16 protein-coding genes are annotated in these 21,279 nt (G+C 47.0%); 9 read left to right on the top strand and 7 right to left on the bottom strand.

Annotated features, from left to right (window positions below):
• Nucleotides 1-83: 83 nt before the first annotated feature.
• Together OC23_RS16245 and OC23_RS16240 are read left to right on the top strand one after the other, a co-directional pair.
• Nucleotides 84-989, top strand: coding sequence for a DMT family transporter (locus OC23_RS16245; protein ID WP_038346028.1), 906 nt, complete (start codon nucleotides 84-86; stop codon nucleotides 987-989).
• A gap of 69 nt (nucleotides 990-1,058) precedes the next feature.
• Nucleotides 1,059-1,706 (top strand): DUF6348 family protein, encoded by a 648-nt coding sequence (locus tag OC23_RS16240; protein ID WP_038346027.1) that lies wholly within the window; start codon nucleotides 1,059-1,061, stop codon nucleotides 1,704-1,706.
• Nucleotides 1,707-1,771: 65 nt separating this feature from the next.
• On the opposite strand, the gene pta is transcribed toward OC23_RS16240, so the two are convergent.
• Complete coding sequence (gene pta, locus OC23_RS16235) at nucleotides 1,772-3,907, bottom strand: phosphate acetyltransferase (RefSeq protein WP_038346026.1); 2,136 nt, start codon at nucleotides 3,905-3,907, stop codon at nucleotides 1,772-1,774.
• 33 nt (nucleotides 3,908-3,940) lie between these two features.
• Nucleotides 3,941-5,116, bottom strand: a complete 1,176-nt coding sequence (locus OC23_RS16230; RefSeq protein ID WP_038346025.1) for an acetate/propionate family kinase — start codon at nucleotides 5,114-5,116, stop codon at nucleotides 3,941-3,943.
• Nucleotides 5,117-5,865: 749 nt separating this feature from the next.
• Between OC23_RS16230 and edd the strand changes: the two genes are divergently transcribed.
• The 5 genes from edd (at nucleotide 5,866) to OC23_RS16205 (ending at nucleotide 12,243) form a co-directional block, all read left to right on the top strand.
• Entirely contained in the window at nucleotides 5,866-7,719 is a 1,854-nt protein-coding gene (gene edd / locus OC23_RS16225) for a phosphogluconate dehydratase (RefSeq protein WP_038346024.1), read from the top strand.
• Nucleotides 7,720-7,739: 20 nt separating this feature from the next.
• Complete coding sequence (gene eda / locus OC23_RS16220) at nucleotides 7,740-8,360, top strand: bifunctional 4-hydroxy-2-oxoglutarate aldolase/2-dehydro-3-deoxy-phosphogluconate aldolase (RefSeq protein ID WP_038346023.1); 621 nt, start codon at nucleotides 7,740-7,742, stop codon at nucleotides 8,358-8,360.
• Nucleotides 8,361-8,553: 193 nt separating this feature from the next.
• Complete coding sequence (locus tag OC23_RS16215; RefSeq protein ID WP_038346021.1) at nucleotides 8,554-9,912, top strand: gluconate:H+ symporter; 1,359 nt, start codon at nucleotides 8,554-8,556, stop codon at nucleotides 9,910-9,912.
• 17 nt (nucleotides 9,913-9,929) lie between these two features.
• Nucleotides 9,930-10,442 carry a gluconokinase gene (locus OC23_RS16210; RefSeq protein ID WP_038346020.1) on the top strand — a complete coding sequence of 171 codons (513 nt, stop codon included), beginning with the start codon at nucleotides 9,930-9,932 and terminating at the stop codon, nucleotides 10,440-10,442.
• 172 nt (nucleotides 10,443-10,614) lie between these two features.
• On the top strand, nucleotides 10,615-12,243 hold the full coding sequence (locus OC23_RS16205; protein WP_038346019.1) for an NADP-dependent glyceraldehyde-3-phosphate dehydrogenase: 1,629 nt from the start codon (nucleotides 10,615-10,617) through the stop codon (nucleotides 12,241-12,243).
• Nucleotides 12,244-12,352: 109 nt separating this feature from the next.
• On the opposite strand, the gene OC23_RS16200 is transcribed toward OC23_RS16205, so the two are convergent.
• Nucleotides 12,353-13,618: a glutamate-5-semialdehyde dehydrogenase gene (locus OC23_RS16200; RefSeq protein ID WP_038346017.1), complete on the bottom strand. Its 1,266-nt coding sequence runs from the start codon at nucleotides 13,616-13,618 to the stop codon at nucleotides 12,353-12,355.
• A 354-nt stretch (nucleotides 13,619-13,972) separates the two neighbouring features.
• On the opposite strand from OC23_RS16200, the gene OC23_RS16195 reads away from it, so the two are divergent.
• Nucleotides 13,973-15,283, top strand: coding sequence for an alpha/beta fold hydrolase (locus OC23_RS16195; RefSeq protein ID WP_038346016.1), 1,311 nt, complete (start codon nucleotides 13,973-13,975; stop codon nucleotides 15,281-15,283).
• A gap of 62 nt (nucleotides 15,284-15,345) precedes the next feature.
• Here OC23_RS16195 and OC23_RS16190 read toward each other — a convergent pair whose 3' ends face one another.
• Nucleotides 15,346-16,188: a class I SAM-dependent methyltransferase gene (locus tag OC23_RS16190; protein ID WP_038346015.1), complete on the bottom strand. Its 843-nt coding sequence runs from the start codon at nucleotides 16,186-16,188 to the stop codon at nucleotides 15,346-15,348.
• Nucleotides 16,189-16,523: 335 nt separating this feature from the next.
• Nucleotides 16,524-17,546, bottom strand: coding sequence for a beta-N-acetylhexosaminidase (nagZ, locus tag OC23_RS16185; protein ID WP_038346013.1), 1,023 nt, complete (start codon nucleotides 17,544-17,546; stop codon nucleotides 16,524-16,526).
• Between the two features lie 239 nt (nucleotides 17,547-17,785).
• Between nagZ and OC23_RS16180 the strand changes: the two genes are divergently transcribed.
• Nucleotides 17,786-19,969: a carboxy terminal-processing peptidase gene (locus OC23_RS16180; RefSeq protein WP_038346012.1), complete on the top strand. Its 2,184-nt coding sequence runs from the start codon at nucleotides 17,786-17,788 to the stop codon at nucleotides 19,967-19,969.
• Nucleotides 19,970-20,165: 196 nt separating this feature from the next.
• On the opposite strand, the gene OC23_RS16175 is transcribed toward OC23_RS16180, so the two are convergent.
• Together OC23_RS16175 and OC23_RS16170 are read right to left on the bottom strand one after the other, a co-directional pair.
• The gene (locus tag OC23_RS16175) at nucleotides 20,166-20,609 is read right to left on the bottom strand and encodes a DUF2147 domain-containing protein (RefSeq protein WP_413772406.1); all 444 of its coding nucleotides are present in this window, start codon (nucleotides 20,607-20,609) and stop codon (nucleotides 20,166-20,168) included.
• A 208-nt stretch (nucleotides 20,610-20,817) separates the two neighbouring features.
• On the bottom strand, nucleotides 20,818-21,261 hold the full coding sequence (locus tag OC23_RS16170) for a DUF2147 domain-containing protein (RefSeq protein WP_038346010.1): 444 nt from the start codon (nucleotides 21,259-21,261) through the stop codon (nucleotides 20,818-20,820).
• Nucleotides 21,262-21,279 lie beyond the last annotated feature (18 nt).

Genomic DNA, 21,279 nt, shown 5'->3' with positions numbered 1-21,279 from the left:
GATAATCACCGCAAGATTATGCAAGCAGTAAAGTGGTTTAACCCCGCACAATAGCACGAGTTTTCAAGTTTGGTTTAGATGAGATGAATGCGCTGTTATATGCTTTGGTGGTGGTGATCTGGGGAACCACCTGGATTGCCATTACGCTGCAACAACAAAGTGGGATCTCGGCCAGTGTTGCCGTGTTCTGGCGTTTTTTTATTTCTGCGCTGGTGTTATTTGTTTTTGTTGCCCTAAGCCGAAAGTTACAGAAATTGGCAGCTAAAGATCACTTATTCTGTATGCTGCAGGCCTGCTGTATTTTCGGTTTTAACTTCGTCTGTTTTTACGCTGCAGTGCAATATGTCAGCAGTGGTTTAGAAGCGGTCATTTTCTCGATGGCGGTGATTTTCAATACCCTTAATGCCCGATTGTTTTTTTCTCAGCAAGTGTCCTCGCGGTTTTATCCGGCCGCTTTACTCGGTGTGCTGGGGATTGTAGCCTTGTTCTGGCATGACGTGGCAGGTACCAGTTTAAATCGTGATACCTTGATCGGTATCGGGCTATGTATTCTGGGTACTTATGGTTTCTCCTTGGGCAATATGATCAGTACCCGGCATCAGAAACATGGACTGGATATTTTTAGCACCAATGCCTATGCCATGTTATATGGCTCATTATTGATGGCTTTGATCTCATGGTTTAAGCAGGATAATTTTTTCCCAAGCATGTCCTTCAGCGCAGTCAGTGCATTGCTGTATTTGGCCATCTTTGGTTCGGTGATCGGCTTTACGGCCTATTTCTATCTGGTGGGGCGTATTGGCGCAGGCAAGGCGGCGTATAGTACTTTGCTGTTTCCGTTGGTGGCGTTACTGATATCGACCTTATGGGAAGGTTATCACTGGCACATGAATGCCGTGATCGGGGTGATTCTAATTCTATGCGGTAATGCCATTTTCTTTGTGAAAGGGCCGCAATTGAAAAAAATTGGTGCGTCAAAACAAGCCTGAGTATGAAATTTGATTTATTCGTGGGTAGATGAAGCTGATATATTGAATAAAAAATATGGAATAGGCTTTATGAATAATCAATCAGTCACACAAATAATGATTGATTTGTTAGAAGGACATGGTGTTTCGGTTCAAACGTTTGATGACTGGATCATACCTTATGGGCAACTCCCGGCGATGCGGGCCAATTGGTTGGAACATGAAACACATGGTCGTCTAGATGTTGAGGTGATGTTAGAGGATAAGCGAATCATCAAGGAAAGTTTCGCTGGCATAGGGGTGGGAAACGCAGGAGTGCTGAATGCGGTGCAGAATTTTTCTGTTAATTCATTACATGTTTTTCTTGCCGCTTTCTGGAAGCAGAATCACCACACTGAGGTCACCATAGAGCAATGGCAAATAGCAGGAAAAACATATACAGCTTATATTGGTAATATTGGACAGCGTCGTGATCTCAATAATTCACCAGCACCACCTATAGAATTCTTTTCTTCAATTGAACAGGCCATTCTAAGACATAAACCAGCTCATGATCTTGCGTGGTATAGAGTATTCTTCTGTGATTTTAAGGGGGAGCAAACGTTTGAAGCATTAGCTGAAAACCAGGTGTGGATAGACGGGTTAGATGCTTTAAAGCGTTTATCTTGGGAACCGAGTTCTGGATATTATAGTGTTCGTAATTTTATTATAGTAAAAAAAAAGAAAGATCGTAGTTGAGCTCGGATTAGACATTATTTTAAAAAAACTGATGTAGCAAAATCAGCTACATCAGTTTTTTATTCTTACATTGATTGAGCTGCCTGAATCGCAGTCAAGGCAATGGTAAATACAATATCATCCACCAGTGCACCACGGGACAGGTCATTCACCGGCTTGTTCAGGCCTTGCAGCATTGGGCCGACACTGACCACATTCGCTGCACGTTGCACCGCTTTATAGGTGGTATTGCCTGTATTCAGGTCTGGAAAGATAAATACATTGGCACGTCCTGCCACTTGAGAATCGGGCGCTTTCTGGCGACCGACGCTTTCAACTGAAGCGGCATCGTATTGCAATGGCCCATCAATCAATAAATCAGGACGGCGCTGTTGGGCAATTTTGGTGGCTTCTGCCACTTTCTCGACATCGGCCCCTGTACCGGAGGTTCCGGTTGAGTAGCTGATCATGGCAATACGCGGGTCCAGACCGAAGGCTTTGGCCGAATCGGCAGACTGAATGGCAATTTCAGCCAGCTGTTCGGCATCTGGATCAGGGTTAATGGCACAGTCACCATAGACATAGACTTCATCTGGCAACAGCATAAAGAAGATCGAGGACACCAGTGAGTAATTCGGTGCGGTCTTGATCAGCTGAAATGCGGGACGCACGGTATTGGCAGTGGTATGAATCGCGCCAGAAACCAGACCGTCCACCTGGTCCAGCGCCAGCATCATGGTGCCAAGCACCACGGTATCTTGCAACTGTGCTTTGGCCTGTAAGGCATCGAGTTTGCCTTTACGCAGTTCCACCATCGGTTCAATGTATTGGTCGCGGATGTGATCCGGATCAATAATTTCCAAGTCTTCTGGCAGTTGAATACCACGTGCCTTTGCTACTTCAGCAACCGATTCAGGCTTGGCCAGTAACACACATTGTGCAATACCACGTGTCTGGCAAATCACCGCAGCCTGTACCGTACGGGGTTCATCTCCTTCTGGTAGAACAATGCGCTTTTTCGCTGCAATCGATTTCTGTACCAGTTCATAACGGAAAGCAGACGGTGACAGGCGAGGGTGCAGGTGATTCTGGGTATGCTGATCAAGCCAGGTATTATCAATATGGCTGGAGACAAAACGTGTTACCTGTTCGGCACGTTCGGTATCATCAACCGGAATTTCATTGCCAAAATCATGTAACAGTTGTGCCGTTTCCAGTGTATCTAAGGGCGTGTGCAAAATAGGCAGGCCCTGTTTAATTGCGCTTTGGCAAAATTCCAGAACATTCTCTGCAGGCGCTGCCTGTTCGGTTAAGACCAGACCGGCTAAAGGGATACCATTACTGCTGGCGAGGCTGGCTGCCAAGAGCGCATCGGTGCGTTGTGAGGCGCTAATGATCAGTTCACCTGCCACAAACTTATGCAGTTCGGATTCGATATTCGAGGCAATCAAGCTGGTATGTAAAATCCGGCGCTGTCTGGCTTCGCCCTGATGCAACCAGCTGCCTTTAATCACCGGCGCAATATCCAGACTGCGCGGCACACTGAGAATATTGCTGAATGGCACCAGTCCAATAATTGGCAGGTCATGGGTGCCGATATAACGGTTATAGCGTTGCAGTTCCAGGGCAAAAGCCTCGATGTGCTGGTCCAGACGTAAGCTTGGGTCCAGTGTCACCGGAATTTCTGCGGTGCCTTCAGGAAGGCCTTTGGTCCGCATGAACAGTACCCCGGTTGTCCGTGCCGATGCTGCACCGCCAAACTGACGTAAATGGGCATCGATCTTTTCCGCCGTTTTACGGGCATCCGCCAGATCGGCAGTACTGACCAGAACCACTTGGGCGTCAAGGGCCTGTGCGAGCGCCGCATTGATTTCGCTGGCAAAATGATCTTGTCCGTTAGGAACGAGGCCTTCTACAATAATCACATCATGATGGGCTGCAATCTGGCGATGCAGTGCTACGGCTTGTTCCAGCAGTTCATCGGTTTCGCCCAAGGCCATCAGCTGGGTCAGTTTTTCATAACTGATCGGTTCAACCGAAGGGTGTTGAAATAAATGCTGGTAGAGCGTGGTAGTCCGGTCTACCGGCGCATCGGCAATCTGTGAAAATGGCTTGAGGAAACCCGCATTGATGCCTTTACAGTCCAGCGCATAAATCATGCCCAGACAGGCCGAGGTCAAACCTACGCCTTCCCCGGTGGGAATGAGTAAAATTGTATTCATAATGAACTTATCCGTATTTTATATTTCGTTTAATCAGGCGGTTGCCTCAACAACCTGACGGGTTTCCTTGGCAATACGGCCTTCTTCATCGGTCGGGATCACCCAGATCTGTGGTCCAGTGCCCTGATCGATACGGCCTTCGCTCCCCCGTGCCAGGGTGGCATTTTTCTCTTTGCTAAAGTGCAAACCGAAATGATTTAAATAGCCCAAGGTTTTTTCACGTACATAAGCCGAGTTTTCACCAATACCGCCTGTGAAGACTAAACCATCCAGACGTGGCAGGCCACAACTTAAAGCAGACAAGGATTTGGCCAGACGATAGCAGAATACTTCAATGGCTAGCCTTGCATCTTCATGACCGTTTTCAGAGGCTTCTACCAGAGTGCGCATGTCATTGGATAAGCCCGACAAGCCAAGTAAACCGCTTTCTTTATTGAGCATGCTGTCAATTTTCTGGATATCCCAGCCCAGATTGCTGGCCAGGAACAGATGCAGGCTTGGATCGACATCACCGCTACGGGTACCCATGACCACGCCTTCCAGCGGGGTCATGCCCATTGAGGTATCGACACTATGCCCATTCCATACGGCACAGGTGGAGCTACCGTTACCTAAGTGGGCACTGAGCCAGCCGCCCTGATTCTTGTTGCCTGCCAGCTCACTGGCACGTTCGGTCACATAGGCATGGCTGGTGCCGTGGAAACCGTAGCGACGTACCTGATGTTCGGTATATAAGTACTGTGGCAGGGCATAACGGTAGGCATGTTCAGGCATGGTTTGATGGAATGCCGTATCAAAAACCGCAACCTGTGGCAATTGCGGGAACAGGCGCATGGTGGCTTCGATTCCGATCAGGTGAGCCGGATTATGCAAGGGGGCAAGTGGAGTCGCGGCTTCAATCCGTTGTACCAGCTCCGGTGTAAGTCGCTCTGCTTTGGTGATGTTGCCGCCGTGAACCACACGATGCCCAATGGCTTGCGGGTTGTAGTTGGCCAAGCGGGCCAGCAAGGTTTCCAGTGCTTTGGCATGATCTGCATAAGGAATTGAAAGTTCTAACGGTTCACCCCCCAAGGTGATACCTTTAATACGGGCATCGGCTGCGCCCAGATTTTCTGCCAGACCATAAATACGATCTTCACGGCGTTCCGAGATCAGTGCGTATTTGATTGATGATGAACCACAGTTAATTACTAATACAGATATAGCCACGTTTGAACACCTAACAGATTTTAAATTTTATGATGAACACCTTGATCTTGCTGCATTGCATAAGGCAGTGGAATCAAGCGCAATGTTTTAACATGGGAGGTCGTATTGGCGAAGATAGACTTTAGCCCATTAGACTTAAGCACTATCCAGGCGCAGGTGATTGATCACTCAGGATGTGTTAGCCTGAATTTTAATCATGTCATGGCCATTTTTGTACAATTCTTCGGCGCATTGTTGTATCTATTTATAAATAAAAGGTTTCTATTCAATTTATTTATCAAATACTGAAAGCCGGATTTTTTAACTTAAGGGGAATATGTTTTTTTAGATTAACATGAAGGAGGTATTACAAATCATATACGTAATTTAATTTTAATGGTGAATAACTGTCATATAAGTTGAAAAAAATAGATTATAAATTGATTTAAATTAAAAATAGCCGGAACAATGCAGCAGTTTATAGATAAATAAACATATTTTATTGCCTTGAAATTATGAGAATTTTCTCGTATTTATTGGGCTTTTATAACAAGATAAAGTTTAACAAAATTAAAACCATTCTTTTACTTTTATTCACTCACTCATCAGCTCAATCGCCCTGTTTAACACATTCTGCTCACCCGGACCGGGGCTTGCATGTCGCTTTTTGCCTTAATAATATTGTTCATCCTTGGCCAGATGGTCGTTAAATCTATCATTCGGTCTCACTTTTATGTTCCGGCTTATCCGGTTGTACAGGAGCGTCCAGCATGGACTTGCCGAATTTGGTACTGGCAAAAGTTACCGAACGTGTAATTGCGCGTAGCCAAAAAACGCGTGCCGCATATTTACAGCATATTGAACGCGCCCAAGGGAAATTCCCGGCTCGTGGAGCATTATCGTGTGCCAATCTGGCGCATGGTTTTGCGGCAATGGAAGAGAATGAAAAATTAATTATTAAAGTGGGGGGAGAACCCAATATCGGGATAGTGTCTTCATATAATGAAATGCTTTCGGCGCATGCGCCCTATAAAACCTTTCCAGACATTATAAAAAAAGCTGCCCGTGAAAATGGGGGCGTGGCGCAGTTTGCCGGTGGTGTACCAGCCATGTGTGATGGTATTACCCAAGGTAATGCCGGCATGGAATTATCTTTGTTTTCACGTGAAACCATTGCAATGGGAACGGCAATTGCACTTTCCCATAACATGTTTGACGCTGCCTTGTGTCTGGGAGTCTGCGACAAGATTGTACCGGGTTTATTGATTGGTGCCTTACAGTTTGGTTATCTACCGACCATCTTTGTACCGGCAGGCCCGATGAGTAGCGGTCTGTCGAATGATGATAAAGCCAGAATTCGCCAGCAATATGCTACCGGTCAGGTGGGGCGCGAAGCCCTGCTTGAAGCCGAGTCGGCTGCCTATCATGGCCAGGGCACATGTACCTTCTATGGGACTGCCAACAGTAACCAGATGCTGATGGAAGTAATGGGCTTGCATTTGCCAAGTGCTGCATTTGTTCACCCTCATACGCCGTTACGTGAAGCATTAACCGCAGAAGCAGCCAAACGCGTGCTTGATTTGACCGTAGGACGGGGGAACTACACCCCAATCGGTCATGTGGTTGATGAAAAAGCCATTATCAACGGCATTGTGGCTTTACTGGCGACCGGCGGGTCAACCAACCACACGTTACACCTGATTGCAATAGCCCGGGCCGCTGGCATCTTGATTGACTGGAATGATTTTGATGAGTTGTCGGCTGTAGTGCCTTTACTGGCAAAAATCTATCCAAATGGCAAGGCCGATGTCAACCATTTCCAGGCAGCGGGCGGGGTTGCCTTCCTGATTCGTAACTTGCTTGAGGCTGGTTTGCTGCATAACGATGTCATGACTGTTGCTGGTAAAGGTTTACAGCATTACACCAAAGAGCCGAAACTGATTGATGGCAAGCTCACCTGGGTGGACGGTGTGGTCCAAAGTCTGGACGACAAGGTGCTGCGTAGCATTGATGCGCCATTCCAGCCTGATGGGGGCTTGCGCCTAATGCAAGGTCGTCTGGGCCGGGGGGTCATCAAGATTTCTGCGGTTGCGCCAGAGCACCGTAAAGTGAAAGCACCTGCGATTGTGTTTGATTCTCAAGAGGCAGTACAGGCAGCGTTTGATCGTGGTGAATTACACCGGGACTTTGTCGCGGTTGTCCGTTTTCAGGGGGCCCGGGCGAACGGTATGCCTGAATTGCACCGTTTGACACCCGTACTGGGCGTTTTACAGGATCAGGGCTTCCATGTCGCATTGGTCACCGATGGCCGGATGTCGGGTGCTTCAGGCAAAGTACCGGCCGTTATTCACTTGTCTCCAGAAGCGTTATTGAACGGCCCGATTGGCAAGGTTCAGACCGGAGACATGCTGATCATTGATGCCGAAGCCGGTGTGCTCGAGATTGAGCTCGATGAACAGGTATGGCAGTCACGCCCTGTTGCGCAGCCGGAACATCAGGCAGCAAACGAAGTCGGTTTTGGTCGAGAGTTATTTGGTGTGTTCCGTGCGGCAGCAGCGCCTGCTGAACATGGTGCATCTGTGTTTGGTACGCTTGTGCGGGAAGACCCTCAAGCCCCTATTTGAAATCAAGGGATTACAACATAATGAGCAAGATTGAAGAGGTCGTCAGTTTAGGCCCGGTAATTCCAGTGTTGGCTTTTGACTCTGCCGAACAAGGTGAACATGTGTCACGCGCATTGCATGCTGGCGGTGTAAAGGTGCTGGAAATTACTTTACGTACAGCAGCCGGGCTTGCTGCCATCGAGCGTGCGTCCGATTTGGCAGAGGACATTGTGGTCGGGGTCGGAACAATCACCAGACCTGAACATTGTGCGCAAGCTAAAAAAGCCGGTGCAAAATTCGGGGTATCTCCCGGCCTGACCAAAGACTTGCATTTGGCTGCACAAGATGCAGGTTTACCGCTTTTACCCGGAGTCATGACGCCGAGTGACCTGATTCAGGCCATTGAGCTGGGCTACGATATTGTCAAGTTTTTCCCTGCCCAGCAGGCTGGTGGCATCGAAATGCTTAAAGCATTTTATGGCCCGTTTCCAAACCTGCGCTTTTGTCCTACAGGTGGCATCACGGCAGCTTCAGCGCCGGATTTCTTAAAACAGCCCAATGTCGTGTGTGTCGGTGGCTCATGGTTAACGCCTAAGGCTACGGTTGCTGCACAGGACTGGATGGAAATTACCCGTTTGGCCCAGATCGCAAGTCAGTTGTGAGTGATACAAGCTTGATGATGAATTAAAAATCAGGTGCTTGCCAAGCACCTGAGACTTTTGTGCCGATGTGACTGGCAGGCGCCAGTCGCAGTTAATATAAAAAATAAGTGTTTCAACAATGAGAATGACTCTGTTGAGGAGCTTTATTTAGGCTGGTGTGCCTAAATCGTATTATTCCAAGGAGAAATGTCACATGGAGACCGTTCAGGGTGGCATGTTGCTGATCTATACATTAATCGCGATCGTTGCTTTGATCATCATGATCGCGAAATTTAGAATTTATCCTTTTCTGGTTCTTATTATTGTTTCCCTCGGTTTAGGTCTTGCTGTTGGCATGCCAATGGATGGAATTGTCCAGTCATATGAAGCAGGTACCGGAAAAACATTGGGGCATCTTGCCATTGTGATTGCATTGGGTACCATGCTCGGCAAGATGATGGCCGAGTCGGGCGGTGCAGAACGCATAGCAATTACTTTAATTCAATGGTTTGGTGAGAAGCATATTCACTGGGCCATGATGTTTATTGCACTGATTGTCGGATTACCCGTATTTTTTGAAGTCGGTTTTGTACTGCTGATTCCGATTGCATTCAATATTGCAAAACGCACGGGTAAATCATTGCTTGTGGTCGGTTTGCCGATGGTCGCCGGTCTGTCGGTTGTACATGGCCTCATTCCTCCACATCCGGCAGCCTTGCTCGCGGTACAGGCTTATCATGCAGATATTGGCAAAACGATTATGTACAGTTTGCTGGTGGGGGTACCCACAGCCATTGCCGCAGGACCGTTATATGCCTTATGGATCAACAAATATGTCAAACTGCCGGAAAACAATCCGCTGGCTACACAGTTTGTTGAGGCAGATCATGAGACAACCCGTGAATTGCCAAGCTTTGGCCTGACGGTATTTACCATCATGTTACCGGTAGTTTTAATGCTGGTGGGAAGCTGGGCGGATGTATTCTTCACGCCAAAAACGTTTGCAAACGAGTTATTACGTTTTATCGGATCTTCTGATATTGCCTTGCTGATTGCCGTTCTGGTCAGCTTTATTACCTTTGGTAGCATGCAGGGTTTTAACCGTGAGCAGATTGAAAAATTCTGTGGCGGATGTCTGGCTTCAATTGCGGGTATTTTGTTGATTGTGGGCGCAGGTGGCGGATTTGGCGGTATTTTAAGAGATAGCGGTATCTCTAATGAAATCGTAACCACCGCCTTAAAAGCCAACCTTTCGCCTTTATTGTTAGGATGGCTGGTGGCTGCCCTGATCCGTCTGGCCACAGGCTCGGCTACTGTTGCAATGGCTACGGCCTGTAGCATTGTTGCACCTATTGCGGCAGCAGCCGGTGTGGTTGTGCGACCTGAGCTTTTAGTATTGGCAACAGGTTCCGGATCATTAATTTTCTCGCATGTGAACGATGCCGGTTTCTGGCTAATCAAAGAATATTTTGGAATGACCGTTGGGCAGACACTGAAGACCTGGTCGGTACTGGAAACGATTATTTCGGTACTGGGTCTGTCTTTTACATTGTTGCTTAGCGTTGTTTTGTAATTAGAGGTAGGTAATCCATGATTGTAATCGCAATGGGTGTCTGTGGAACAGGGAAAACCCTGATTGGTGAGCTGTTATCAGAACGGTTGGCGTGTGAGTTTCTGGATGGCGATACGCTGCATTCAGCTGCCAATAAAAGCAAGATGAGCCAAGGCATTCCCTTGACGGATGAGGACCGTTTGCCCTGGTTACAGGCCATTCGTCAGGTGATTGAAACCAAACAGAAAGGTGGTGAAACAGCTGTATTTACCTGCTCGTCCTTAAAGCGGATGTATCGCGAAATTTTAAGAGGGCAGGACCAGAATATTAAGTTTATATACCTAAAAGGGACTTATGAACTATTACAGCAACGGCTTGCAGAGCGGTCTGGTCATTTTTTTGATCCGTCCTTGTTACAGACCCAGCTAGATACCTTAGAAGAGCCTGATGTGAACGAAGCGATTGCAATTGATATTGCGCTCACACCAGAACAGATCATTGAACAAGTCATCCAGAAGCTAGGGGTGACTGATAATGTGTGCCGGGGGTAAATTCAGCTAGAACATACGAAAACTGACAATGCATTAAGAATTCACCTTGTGATTTACGGTTCAAGCAAGGTGAGTACTGATAATAAGAGCGGAATTGCCCCGAACACGATCTGATACCAGTATAAAGTTCGGGGGAATATCAAGACATACAAATAATAAGGTTTTAACAAGAATGAGTCATTTCAATAACTTGCAATATAAATTTCCAGTTGTGGACAGCATTCCCGAAAGTGTACGTCTGCCATCTCAGATTCATCAGCGTGTCTCGCTTGTGGATGGTGAGTTGAAGTTATGGGCGGGTGCAACCCGGAAAACATTATCCCCGGTCTGGATTCAGCAGCCAGACGGTAGCCTGCAGCAAGTTGAACTTGGCAGTTATCCAGTCATGGGTGAAAAACAAAGCGATGAAGCACTCGAAGCGGCGGTACGGGCTTATAACAATGGTCGTGGCCAATGGCCCATGATGAAGGTGGGCGAGCGCATTGCCTGCATGCAAAATTTCATCCAGCGCATGGTAGAGCAACGAGACCTGATTATTAAGTTGATCATGTGGGAAATTGGCAAGAGCCTGGCCGATTCAGAGAAAGAGTTTGATCGTACCATTACCTACATGCGACAAACCATTGATGCCCTGAAAGATCTGGATAATGCCAACTCCCGCTTTGTCATTGCTGAAGGTACCATTGGCCAGATTCGTCGTACCCCGCTCGGTGTGGTGTTGTGCATGGGGCCCTATAACTATCCGCTGAACGAAACCTTTGCAACCCTGATCCCGGCCATGCTGATGGGGAATACCATTATCTTTAAACCGCCTCAATTTGGAACCTTGCTATTTGAACCATTGCTAGAGGCGTTTCGTGATTCATTTCCCAAAGGGGTGATCAATACCATTTATGCACCAGGCTCTCTTGTGGTGCCGCATTTGCTGGCATCCGGGCAAATTAATGTGCTGGCGCTGATTGGTTCTAGCAAAGTGGCCGATCACTTGAAAAAACAACATCCAAAATCTCACCGCCTGCGTGCGATTCTGGGGCTGGATGCAAAGAATGCAGCCATTATTTTACCGGATGCCGATCTGGAACTGACGGTAAAAGAGTGTCTGTTAGGAGCATTGTCATTCAATGGCCAGCGTTGTACCGCTTTGAAAATGCTGATGGTGCACCGCTCGATCGCGGATGAGTTTGTGAACCGTTTAACGGCTGAACTGGCAAAACTGAAAGTCGGTATGCCGTGGGAAAACGGTGTGTCCATTACCCCGTTACCCGGTATGCACCGTACAGCTTACATGACAGAAGTGATTGAAGATGCTGTGGCAAAAGGGGCTAAAGTGGTCAATGCGGAAGGTGGTGAGTTCTGCAAGACCTTGTTCTATCCGGCAGTAGTTTATCCGGTGACTGAGGGGATGAGACTGTACCGCGAAGAACAGTTTGGTCCTGTGGTACCGGTTGCGGTCTATGATGATATCGAAACAGTGCTGGAATACGTCACGACTTCCGATCATGGTCAGCAGGTGAGTATTTTTGGTAGCGACCCCGAGCAAATTGGTCATCTGGTCGATCCGCTGGTTCATCAGGTATGTCGTGTAAACATCAATTGTCAGTGTCAGCGCGGCCCGGATGTATTCCCGTTCGGTGGGCGTAAAGATTCTGCGGAAGGTACACTATCTGTACATGATGCGCTTCGTGCTTTTTCGATCCGCTCTATGATTGCGGCCAAACAGACGGATGACAGTAAAGGTATGCTGGCTTCCATGGTATCTGAGCACTATTCTAAATTTGTGAATACCGACTTTATTTTCTAATTGAGCTACGATCAAAAAAAGCCTGTCTTCGGACTGGCTTTTTTAGGAGAACTGACCCCATAAAAATGCCTGAATCTGATCAGGCATTCTGGGTAACGCTCACAGCCTGTTACTGGCGGATTTGTCCATCGCCAAAAACAATCCATTTCTGTGAGGTCAGACCTTCCAGTCCCACTGGGCCACGCGCATGGATTTTATCGGTTGAAATCCCGATTTCAGCGCCGAGGCCATATTCAAAACCATCAGCAAAGCGGGTAGAGGCATTGATCATCACGGAGCTTGAATCTACACGTGCCAGAAACTCGCGTGCCAGACTAAAGTTTTCAGTAATGATGGCATCGGTATGGTGTGAACCATACGTGTTGATATGCTCAATCGCTTCGTCCATACCGCTGACCACTTTGACCGCAAGAATTGGCCCAAGATATTCGGTATACCAGTCTTCTTCTGTTGCGGTTTTTACCGATACGCCTAGAATCCGTTGGGTTTCCGCACAGCCACGCAGTTCGACCTGCTTTTCAGCATACAGTTCAGCAATACGTGGCAAGAATTCTTCGGCAATGGCTTCGTCCACCAGTAAGGTTTCCATGGCATTACATACGCCGTAGCGATGGGTTTTGGCATTCAGGGCAATCGGTAGGGCTTTTTGCAGGTCTGCCTGAGCTTCAACAAATACATGGCAGTTGCCATCTAGATGTTTAATCACAGGAATACGGGCTTCGTTGCTGATACGTTCGATCAGGCTTTTGCCCCCACGCGGTACAATTACATCAACAAACTCGGTCATGGTGATCAGGTGACCGACAGCGGCACGATCCGGTGTATCAATCACCTGTACGGCATGCTCAGGAAGGCCTGATACTTGCAGGCCGTGCTGAATGGCAGCCGCGATGGCCTTGTTCGACTCCAGTGCTTCTGACCCGCCACGTAAGATAATGGCATTGCCTGATTTTAAGGCCAGGGAGGCTGCTTCCAGCGTGACGTTCGGTCTTGATTCATAAATCATGCCGATAACACCTAAAGGCACACGCATTTTACCCAGCTGGATACCTGACGGGCGGTAAGCCAGATCGGTAATTTCTCCAATCGGATCAATCAGGCCGATCACATCCTTGAGGCCTTGCAACATGCCTTTAAAGCGAGCAGGGGTGAGCTCTAGACGGTCGAGCAGGGCACTGTCCAGCTGCCGCTGACGGCCATTGTCCATATCGATCTGGTTGGCGGCTAAAATCTGGGACTGACTGTTTTCCAGTGCCGTATAGATGGCAGACAGGGCATGGTTTTTTAAATGCGTAGATGCACTGGTTAACAGGCGGGATGCCTGACGTGCCTGGGCACCGACTTGTTGCATATAATTTTCAATAGTATCTTGCATAGCATTTTGATGTTTGCATGTATTTATAAAGATAGTAACAGTCAAAGGCTGAACAATGAATAGGCGAAACTGACAATTCAAAAAATTATAAAACGTTAATTGGCGCAAAATTTTTTATTTTAGTGCGATAAAGATATTGAATCCAAAGCGCAGACTACATATTTTGCAAAAGATTATTCTGGTAAACAAGATAAGCGGTTAAGGAAATGATTGCGTATAAAACGTGCATTTGTATAGAATGAAAAAGTATAGGATAAATGTAATACAAATTTTATAAATTTGTTAACTTGCAAGTATAGATCGCTGAAAATGAGACGCTTGCAACAGAAAAATAAACACGGATGGAGGAAGGACATGAATTCCATTATCCAAATGGACTCGGATATCAATCACACCTACACAGGCTTTGGTTTTTTCGACATATACAATAAAAACAGTTTTAAGCAACCGGCGCGTACCACGTGGATTGATGGTTGGAAAATTGAATATATGGCGATTGCAGATCCTAAAACGATCTATAACACGCCAATTGTCATTGTCGGGGGCGCATTTCAAAATTTTAACTCTTATAAGTATTGTGTTGAGCAACTCTTCGAGAGTGGACCTGTCATTTTAATCGATTTACCTTCCATGGGGGCAAACCAGCAGATCCGTAATGTAGATACCGGCGAGTCTGCCGGTGTTCTGGAGCTGCCTGATTTATCAAGGATGCTGGGCCAATGGCTGGATATTGTTGGCATTGGCAAGGTTTCAATGATGGGCATGTCTCTGGGGTCGGTGGTGGCTTCTTCATTTGCCGACCAGCGTCCTGACCTGATTGACCGCATGGTGTTGATGGGCGTCATGCAGAAAACCCGGAAAAGCTGGCGCATGTTGCTGGAGGAGTCTTTGCACTTGATGCGTGAAGACCGTATGGAGGAGTTTGGACAGGCGGTCATACTCTATCTCGTCAATCATGCCAAGCTTGACAAAACACGTATGTCGCCTACCGCAAAACGTTTGTTCTTCAGACAAATGGCGGAGTTTAGTGCGACAGAGCGCGAGCGTTATGAAATTAACTGCAATCGCTTGCTGCGTTTGAGCGACGTGCCGGTTCCGCAATGTAAAACCCTGGTGGCAGCCGGGCAGTATGACAGCTTTACCTTACCGCATGAAAATGCAGATTTTGCCTTGCAATGTCAGGACATGCAGTTTGCCCTGATTGCCAATGCCGACCATGTGCCGCAATTGCAGCGCCGTAAGGAAACCATGAATCTGTTTACCACCTTCTTAAAAGGCGATTCCATCGACAATCTGGAGGGCATCATTCCGCTGAGCCGTGAACAGATGCAGCAGATGGAACGCCGTGGTGAACAACGTATTTCTGTATCGCAGCCAGAAACCAGACTGACCCATCGCCATTTGCAGGCAGAGGCGGCGGTAAAGATTATTGATATCACTTTCTTTGGGGTTTATTTAAAGCTTCATCAACTGGAGCAGCTTGATTTTGTCAGTCAGCATCCGCGTGATCTGGCCTTGCATCTAGCAGATGAAGAAGGCGAATTTAAAATTGAATGTTTAATCTTTGAGGCAACAGCACAGGGGCTGCGTATCTTGTTTAAACACGGCAGCTTTGATATTGCGGAACGTTTGACCCGCTTTATTGCACGGCAAAAGCAGCCTTGAGCAGCGGTTGTAACAACTAAAGAGGGAAGTGGCAGACACCATTTCCCTTTTTTTATTGGTATTTATTGACGGGTTGCCTGAATCACCCAGACCAGATCGCCCAAGTGCGGTTGTAGAGGGTCTGGCGTTGCTTGTTCAAAAAACTGTTTGGGTTGTTGTACGGTAACCTGATGAAAGTCTGCTGCATGGAAAAACTGTTCAATTTCAGCAGGGGTTTTGAAATGAAAGCTAAAGGCACTGCGAGACATCCATTTCAACAAGCGGCTGCTGTTCCAGATAATCGATGCCAGTTTATTTTGCGTGGGTTCCGGATAAATATCTGTTAAATAGTGCAATGCTTTAAAGTCTTGACCATAGTGGGCAATAGCCCGAATCAATTGTTGTAATAACGGCTTTTCAAAGTAATTGATCAGTCCTTCGCTAATGACCACCAGAGGACGCTGGGGATCAAATACCTCAAAGGCATCGGCAAAGGCATCGGTAAACAGGTCTACAGACAATACGTCCTCGGCATTTTGCTCGATCTGCTGTAATGCTGCCTGTTTGGTGGCCGCCATATCTGGTAAATCCAGTTCGCGGTAAGTGATTTCAGGATAATGTTGTCTAAACCACCAGCCCCGTGGCGATAAGCCACAGGCAATTTCAAGTACCTGCAAGTCGGGATGTTGCCGGATCAGCTGTTCCAGAGAATGATCGAGCATGGTGTGGCGTTGCTTGAGAGTGCTACGCATGCTGCCACCGACATATTTTTCTGCCCAGCTTTCAATAGGATGAACCAGCGTTGCGAGAGTCTTGCCTTTTGTGGTGGCCAGGGCAGGATGTGAGATCCCCATTTGATACCAGATATAACCGGTGTAGTGTGCAGTAAATGAAATATGGCGGTGTTTTGAAAGTTGTTGTGTCATCTGTCCTAGACTCTATTTTCCTGATTCTTATTTTTAACGATATCTATAACGGTGTCTTGCCGAGTTCTCATCTGATAACAGGATAAGCTTTCAGCTGGAGTTACTTTGGTTTTGCCCAAAGTAACCAAAGGCATTGTCATCCGCAAAACCTGAGGTGCGACAAAGATTAATAATCTTTGTCGCACCGCAAGGCGAAAGCTATGCTTGAGTATAGACTACGCACTTCGCTTGTCTTGCACTACGTCAAAGCTTTAGTCGCTTTGACTTGCTCAGGTTGCGGATGACTTTACCGAGTATCGTATATCGGTAAAAACCTCTTTTTAATGTGAGCTAAGTTAGAACGAATTCTTAAATTCTTCAATGACTTTTCTGACGTTATGCCAGTTTTCGTCATCCAGCGTCAAAGTCGTACCCACCTGGATATTCGGGATTTTACCGCGCATGCGTTCCAGACGTTGCTGGTTTGGTAAGGCTAAATCCTGAACAGCATCCAGTGCAGTCAATGCGGCTGCACGGTCATTGCAGACCAGACCCATATCACAACCTGCATTTAATGCAGCCAGAATCCGTGCATCTGCACCACCGGCAACACAGGCAGCTTGCATACCCAGATCATCTGAGAATAACACGCCGTCAAAATTCAGCTGTTTACGCAAGATTTCTTGTAACCAGAATGATGAGAAACCAGCTGGATTTGGGTCAACCTGATCATAGATGACATGGGCTGGCATCAAGGCATCGAGTTGAGGCATCAGCTTGATAAAGCTTTGCATGTCTTTATCGTAGATTTCCTGATATGAACGGCTATCGATTGCGGCTGCAATGTGTGAATCGGCCTTAATTGAACCATGACCCGGGAAGTGTTTACCGGTAGTGGCCATGCCAGCCTTTTTCATGCCACGCATGAAGGCATCGGCCAGTGGCACGATATCCTGCATATTTTTGGCAAAACCGCGATCACCGATGACATCACTGATGTCGTTCAGGTCCAGTACAGGTGCAAAGCTGAAATCGATACCGACCGCAAGCACTTCTGTGGCCATGAGCCAGCCACATTGTTCAGCCAGTTCCAAGGCCTGTTGAGGATTGCTGAGATAGCGCTCACCTAGACGCCCCATTGCCGGAAGCAAGGTAAAGCCTTGTCTTAAACGTTGTACACGTCCACCTTCCTGATCGACAGCAATCAGGATTTCTGGACGGATTTGACGCATATGATCGGTTAAAGCACGGACTTGTTGAGGGGATTCAATATTTCGTGCAAATAAAATCATGCCACCGACTTGCGGAGCTTGTAATAGTTCAATATCTTCTTGAGTAAGTTCTGTGCCAGCAATATCTAGCATCAATGCGCCGATCATAAGGATTCCGTTTTGGTTTTTGATGAAAAAAAACGATAGATAAATTGTGCAATGATTTGCTACATTTTGTCAGTATAGAATATGATAAAACTACATGATATTGATGATAAGTGCTTATTGGTCATTTATTTAAGATGACCAGTCAGGGCTGCAAGTTGGTAACCTATCGAATGAAACGTGTTCATATTGACAGTATCAGCGTGTAATAATTGCCATATCCAAGGAAGTACCAAAATTTTATGAAACTTCAAATGATAGCGTGTGCAGTTGCAATAGCGACTGGTGGTTTGTTTTTCTCTCATACCATGAATGAGGCGTTTGCCGCAACAGAGACCCCGGTTGTTTCAAGCGTCATCAAGCCATCACAAGAACAGGCGCTTGTATCTCGCCAGCTCGCAACTCTGGTTGATCGCCAGCATTATTTGAATATGCGTCTAGATGCAGCCACGTCAAACCGTATCCTGGATATGTATCTGGATAGTCTTGATCCAGACCATTCATTATTTTTAAGCGGTGAAGTTGCAGAATATAAAAATAAGTATGGTTCAACTTTTGGCAGTTCGCTAAAAGCAGGCAACTTGACCGGGCCTTTTGCCATCCATGCCCAATATCGTGACCGTTTGAAACAGTTTTATGAGTTTATGCTGGCCGAGTTGAAGAAGCCGCAAAACCTGAACCAGAAAGATGTCTATCTCGAGACAGATCGGGAAAAAGCTCCTTATTTCCAGACTGCTGCCGAACAACAGGCACATTGGCAAAAGATGCTGGTGTCACAGCTTATTAATCTGACCATTAGCAAAGAAGAAGAACAGGCCAAGCAAAAAGCGTTAAAGGCAGACCCTTCGCTGGCCAATGGGCAAGATTTGACTGGGCCGGAAGATTTAACCCCGGTTCAGACCCTGACCAAGCGTTATACCCGTCAGCTTGAGCGTATCGGTCGGGTTAAGAGTGACGATGTACTCGACAAAACCCTGAATGCCATGATGGCAACCTATGATCCGCATAGTAATTACTATCCGCCTATTGATGCGATGGAACTGAACCGGCAAACCACCCTGCAACTTGAGGGGATCGGGGTTTCGATCCGTCCAGAACGTGGCAATGAAGATTACACCAAGATCGAGACCATTGTTGAAGGTGGGCCGGCAAGCAAATCCGGTCAGGTCAAATCGGGAGACCGTATCATTGGTGTCGCTCAAGATGGCGATAAAATGGTAGATGTGATCGGCTGGCCGAGCTCGGAAATTGTAGGGCTGATACGCGGTAAACGGGGTACCAAGGTGGTGGTACGTCTGTTAGGTGCCGGGGCGCCGATGAGTCAGGCACGTAATGTTACTTTAACCCGTGACATCATTCAGGAAGAGGATGCCGGGGTTCGTTCGCGTACAGTTGAAATTACCCGGGATGGCAAGAAGCACCTGTTTGGTGTACTTGAAATTCCGTCATTCTACTTTGACTACCGTTCACGTCGTGCCGGAACCGAGTATCGTTCGGTTTCTGAAGATACAGCCAAGGCTTTGGAATCGTTGAAAGCACAAAAAGTGGAAGGGATACTGGTCGACTTGCGTAATGACCCGGGCGGTTCGTTAGAAGAAGTTGCACGTATGCTTGGTCAGGTGATCAAGTCCGGGCCGGTTGTACAGATTCGTGACGGTAATGGCAATGTCAATGTCTTTGAAGATACCGATGGTGGGCAGCAGCTTTATGCAGGCCCTATGGCGGTACTGGTCAATCTGGCATCGGCTTCTGCAAGTGAAATTTATTCTGCGGCCATACAGGATTATGAGCGCGGTATTATTATTGGTAGCACGACTACAGGTAAAGGAACAGCGCAGGTTCAGCTAGATTCGCTTGCCTATGGTCAGGCAACGCTGACCCAGCGTAAGTTCTACCGCATTACCGGTGGTAGTACACAAAATAAAGGTGTAGTACCGGATATCAAACTGGTGGATATCTATAATGAAGAGTTTGGTGAACGTAAGGCCAAAAATGCCTTGAAGTGGGACACCATTCCAACGGCACCGTTTAAACGGGAAGGTTCCGTACAACCTTATATTGCCAAGCTCGCCGAGTTATCTCAGCAACGTGTGGCAGCCGACTCGCAGTTTAAATATCTGGAAGCACGCAAGGCGATTGCCAAAAAAACTTCTGATCAGAAAAAGGTGGTGCTGGATATTAACCAGCGCCGTGCAGAGCTGATTGACCTTGAAAAACAAACCTTGAATGCTGAAAACCAGCGTCGTATAGCAACAGGACAGGCGCCTTACGCAAACTGGGAAAGTTATCAGGCTTCGATTGATGCATTGGTCGAATCCCGTGCCAAAATGAAAGTGCATTTGCGTCCACCGCTTCCTGAGGAAGAAACCTTCATTACAGAAGCGGCCAATGTACTTCTGGATTATGCCAAATTGCAAAACCGTTAATTAAAGCCGTTAAAAAAGCCCTGTCTGATACAGGGCTTTTTTTTATTGTTTGTCTTTAAGTGACAGGGCTGCAGATTGGGGCTGGTCTTGGAGAGATCTCTGCTCAATGTTCAGACATAGCCTGTTGGCTAGTCATGGTTCGTGCCTGCCTCGCGAGGCAGCGGCAGGGGCCATGTATCAGCCGGGCACCGCAATTTTATTCAATCCGAATCCAGATCTGGTTACGGCCAAGTGCTGAAACGCCGAGATAGCCACGTAAGTGCAGACGCTTGCCGTTGGCACTCAATTTGGCCTTCATGCTATAGATTTTGCCTGAGTTCGGATCAAGAATCCGGCCACTGGTGTAATTCAGGCCTTCACTATGCTTTAAACCGGTAACAACATCCAGGCCGAGAATCGGCTTGTTGGTATAGGGGGCAGGGCAGTCCACACAGGTTTCTTTCGGTACATAACCCGCACGCGGAGTAATCTTGACTACCTTTCCGGTATAGGTTCCATTGGCTTCCTTGCGGATTTCCACCACTCCTTTGGGAGCGCCTGTTTTATCATCAATGCTTTGCCAGAGTCCGGTAATATCTTCGGCAAAGCTAAAGCTACTGATCAGTGTTAAAAATAAAATACTTATTAATCTTTTTGCCATCATTAAAAATCCGTTTAACGCCTGTTTTTATTATGTAGGATATCTAATAAACGGTTCAATCATTATTTTACAGTTGTATATTTATATTTGAAAATTCAATCAACCCTGACAACTCCATTAAAAAAGCCTCTCCATTTGCGCTTAATATGAAGAGGCTTTCAGGTTATAGATGGTACTGGCAGGGAAGAATCATGATCCCTGTGCAGCTTTACTCTGCGCGAATCCAGATCTGGTTACGGCCTAATGCAGAAACGCCCAGATAGCCACGCAAATGCAATCGTTTACCATTGGCACTTAACTTGGCTTTCATACTATAGAGCTTGCCTGTATTAGGATCGAGAATCCGGCCATGGCTATAATTTAGACCACTGGTATATTTCAGTCCGGTCAGTACATCCAGGCCGACGATCGGTTTGTTGGTATAAGGTGCAGGACAATCAACACAGGTTTCCTTGGGGGTATAACCCGTGCGTGGTGTGATTTTTACAACTTTCCCGGCATAGGTGCCATTGGTTTCTTTACGAATTTCGACCAGTGCCTTAGGTGCACCGGTCTTGTCATCAATACTTTGCCAGAGCCCCGTAATATCCTCTGCAAAAGCCAAACTGCTGGTGGTCGTTAATAATAACGCCCCAAGTAATTTTTTCCCCATTATTAAAAATCCTTTTAA

This window comes from Acinetobacter sp. A47 (assembly GCF_000805455.1).
GTDB lineage: Bacteria > Pseudomonadota > Gammaproteobacteria > Pseudomonadales > Moraxellaceae > Acinetobacter.
Note: the sequence above shows the minus strand (reverse complement) of the source record. Positions and strands in the feature narration are given on the sequence as shown.

What these genes read in the sequence shown, in the direction of transcription:
- edd (WP_038346024.1), top strand. Translation starts at nt 5,866, where the DNA reads ATGGACTTGCCGAATTTGGTACTGGCAAAAGTTACCGAACGTGTAATT.
- OC23_RS16175 (WP_413772406.1), bottom strand. Translation starts at nt 20,609, where the DNA reads ATGGCAAAAAGATTAATAAGTATTTTATTTTTAACACTGATCAGTAGC.
- nagZ (WP_038346013.1), bottom strand. Translation starts at nt 17,546, where the DNA reads ATGATCGGCGCATTGATGCTAGATATTGCTGGCACAGAACTTACTCAA.
- OC23_RS16210 (WP_038346020.1), top strand. Translation starts at nt 9,930, where the DNA reads ATGATTGTAATCGCAATGGGTGTCTGTGGAACAGGGAAAACCCTGATT.
- OC23_RS16190 (WP_038346015.1), bottom strand. Translation starts at nt 16,188, where the DNA reads ATGACACAACAACTTTCAAAACACCGCCATATTTCATTTACTGCACAC.
- OC23_RS16170 (WP_038346010.1), bottom strand. Translation starts at nt 21,261, where the DNA reads ATGGGGAAAAAATTACTTGGGGCGTTATTATTAACGACCACCAGCAGT.
- OC23_RS16240 (WP_038346027.1), top strand. Translation starts at nt 1,059, where the DNA reads ATGAATAATCAATCAGTCACACAAATAATGATTGATTTGTTAGAAGGA.
- OC23_RS16245 (WP_038346028.1), top strand. Translation starts at nt 84, where the DNA reads ATGAATGCGCTGTTATATGCTTTGGTGGTGGTGATCTGGGGAACCACC.
- OC23_RS16205 (WP_038346019.1), top strand. Translation starts at nt 10,615, where the DNA reads ATGAGTCATTTCAATAACTTGCAATATAAATTTCCAGTTGTGGACAGC.
- OC23_RS16215 (WP_038346021.1), top strand. Translation starts at nt 8,554, where the DNA reads ATGGAGACCGTTCAGGGTGGCATGTTGCTGATCTATACATTAATCGCG.
- OC23_RS16180 (WP_038346012.1), top strand. Translation starts at nt 17,786, where the DNA reads ATGAAACTTCAAATGATAGCGTGTGCAGTTGCAATAGCGACTGGTGGT.
- pta (WP_038346026.1), bottom strand. Translation starts at nt 3,907, where the DNA reads ATGAATACAATTTTACTCATTCCCACCGGGGAAGGCGTAGGTTTGACC.
- OC23_RS16195 (WP_038346016.1), top strand. Translation starts at nt 13,973, where the DNA reads ATGAATTCCATTATCCAAATGGACTCGGATATCAATCACACCTACACA.
- eda (WP_038346023.1), top strand. Translation starts at nt 7,740, where the DNA reads ATGAGCAAGATTGAAGAGGTCGTCAGTTTAGGCCCGGTAATTCCAGTG.
- OC23_RS16200 (WP_038346017.1), bottom strand. Translation starts at nt 13,618, where the DNA reads ATGCAAGATACTATTGAAAATTATATGCAACAAGTCGGTGCCCAGGCA.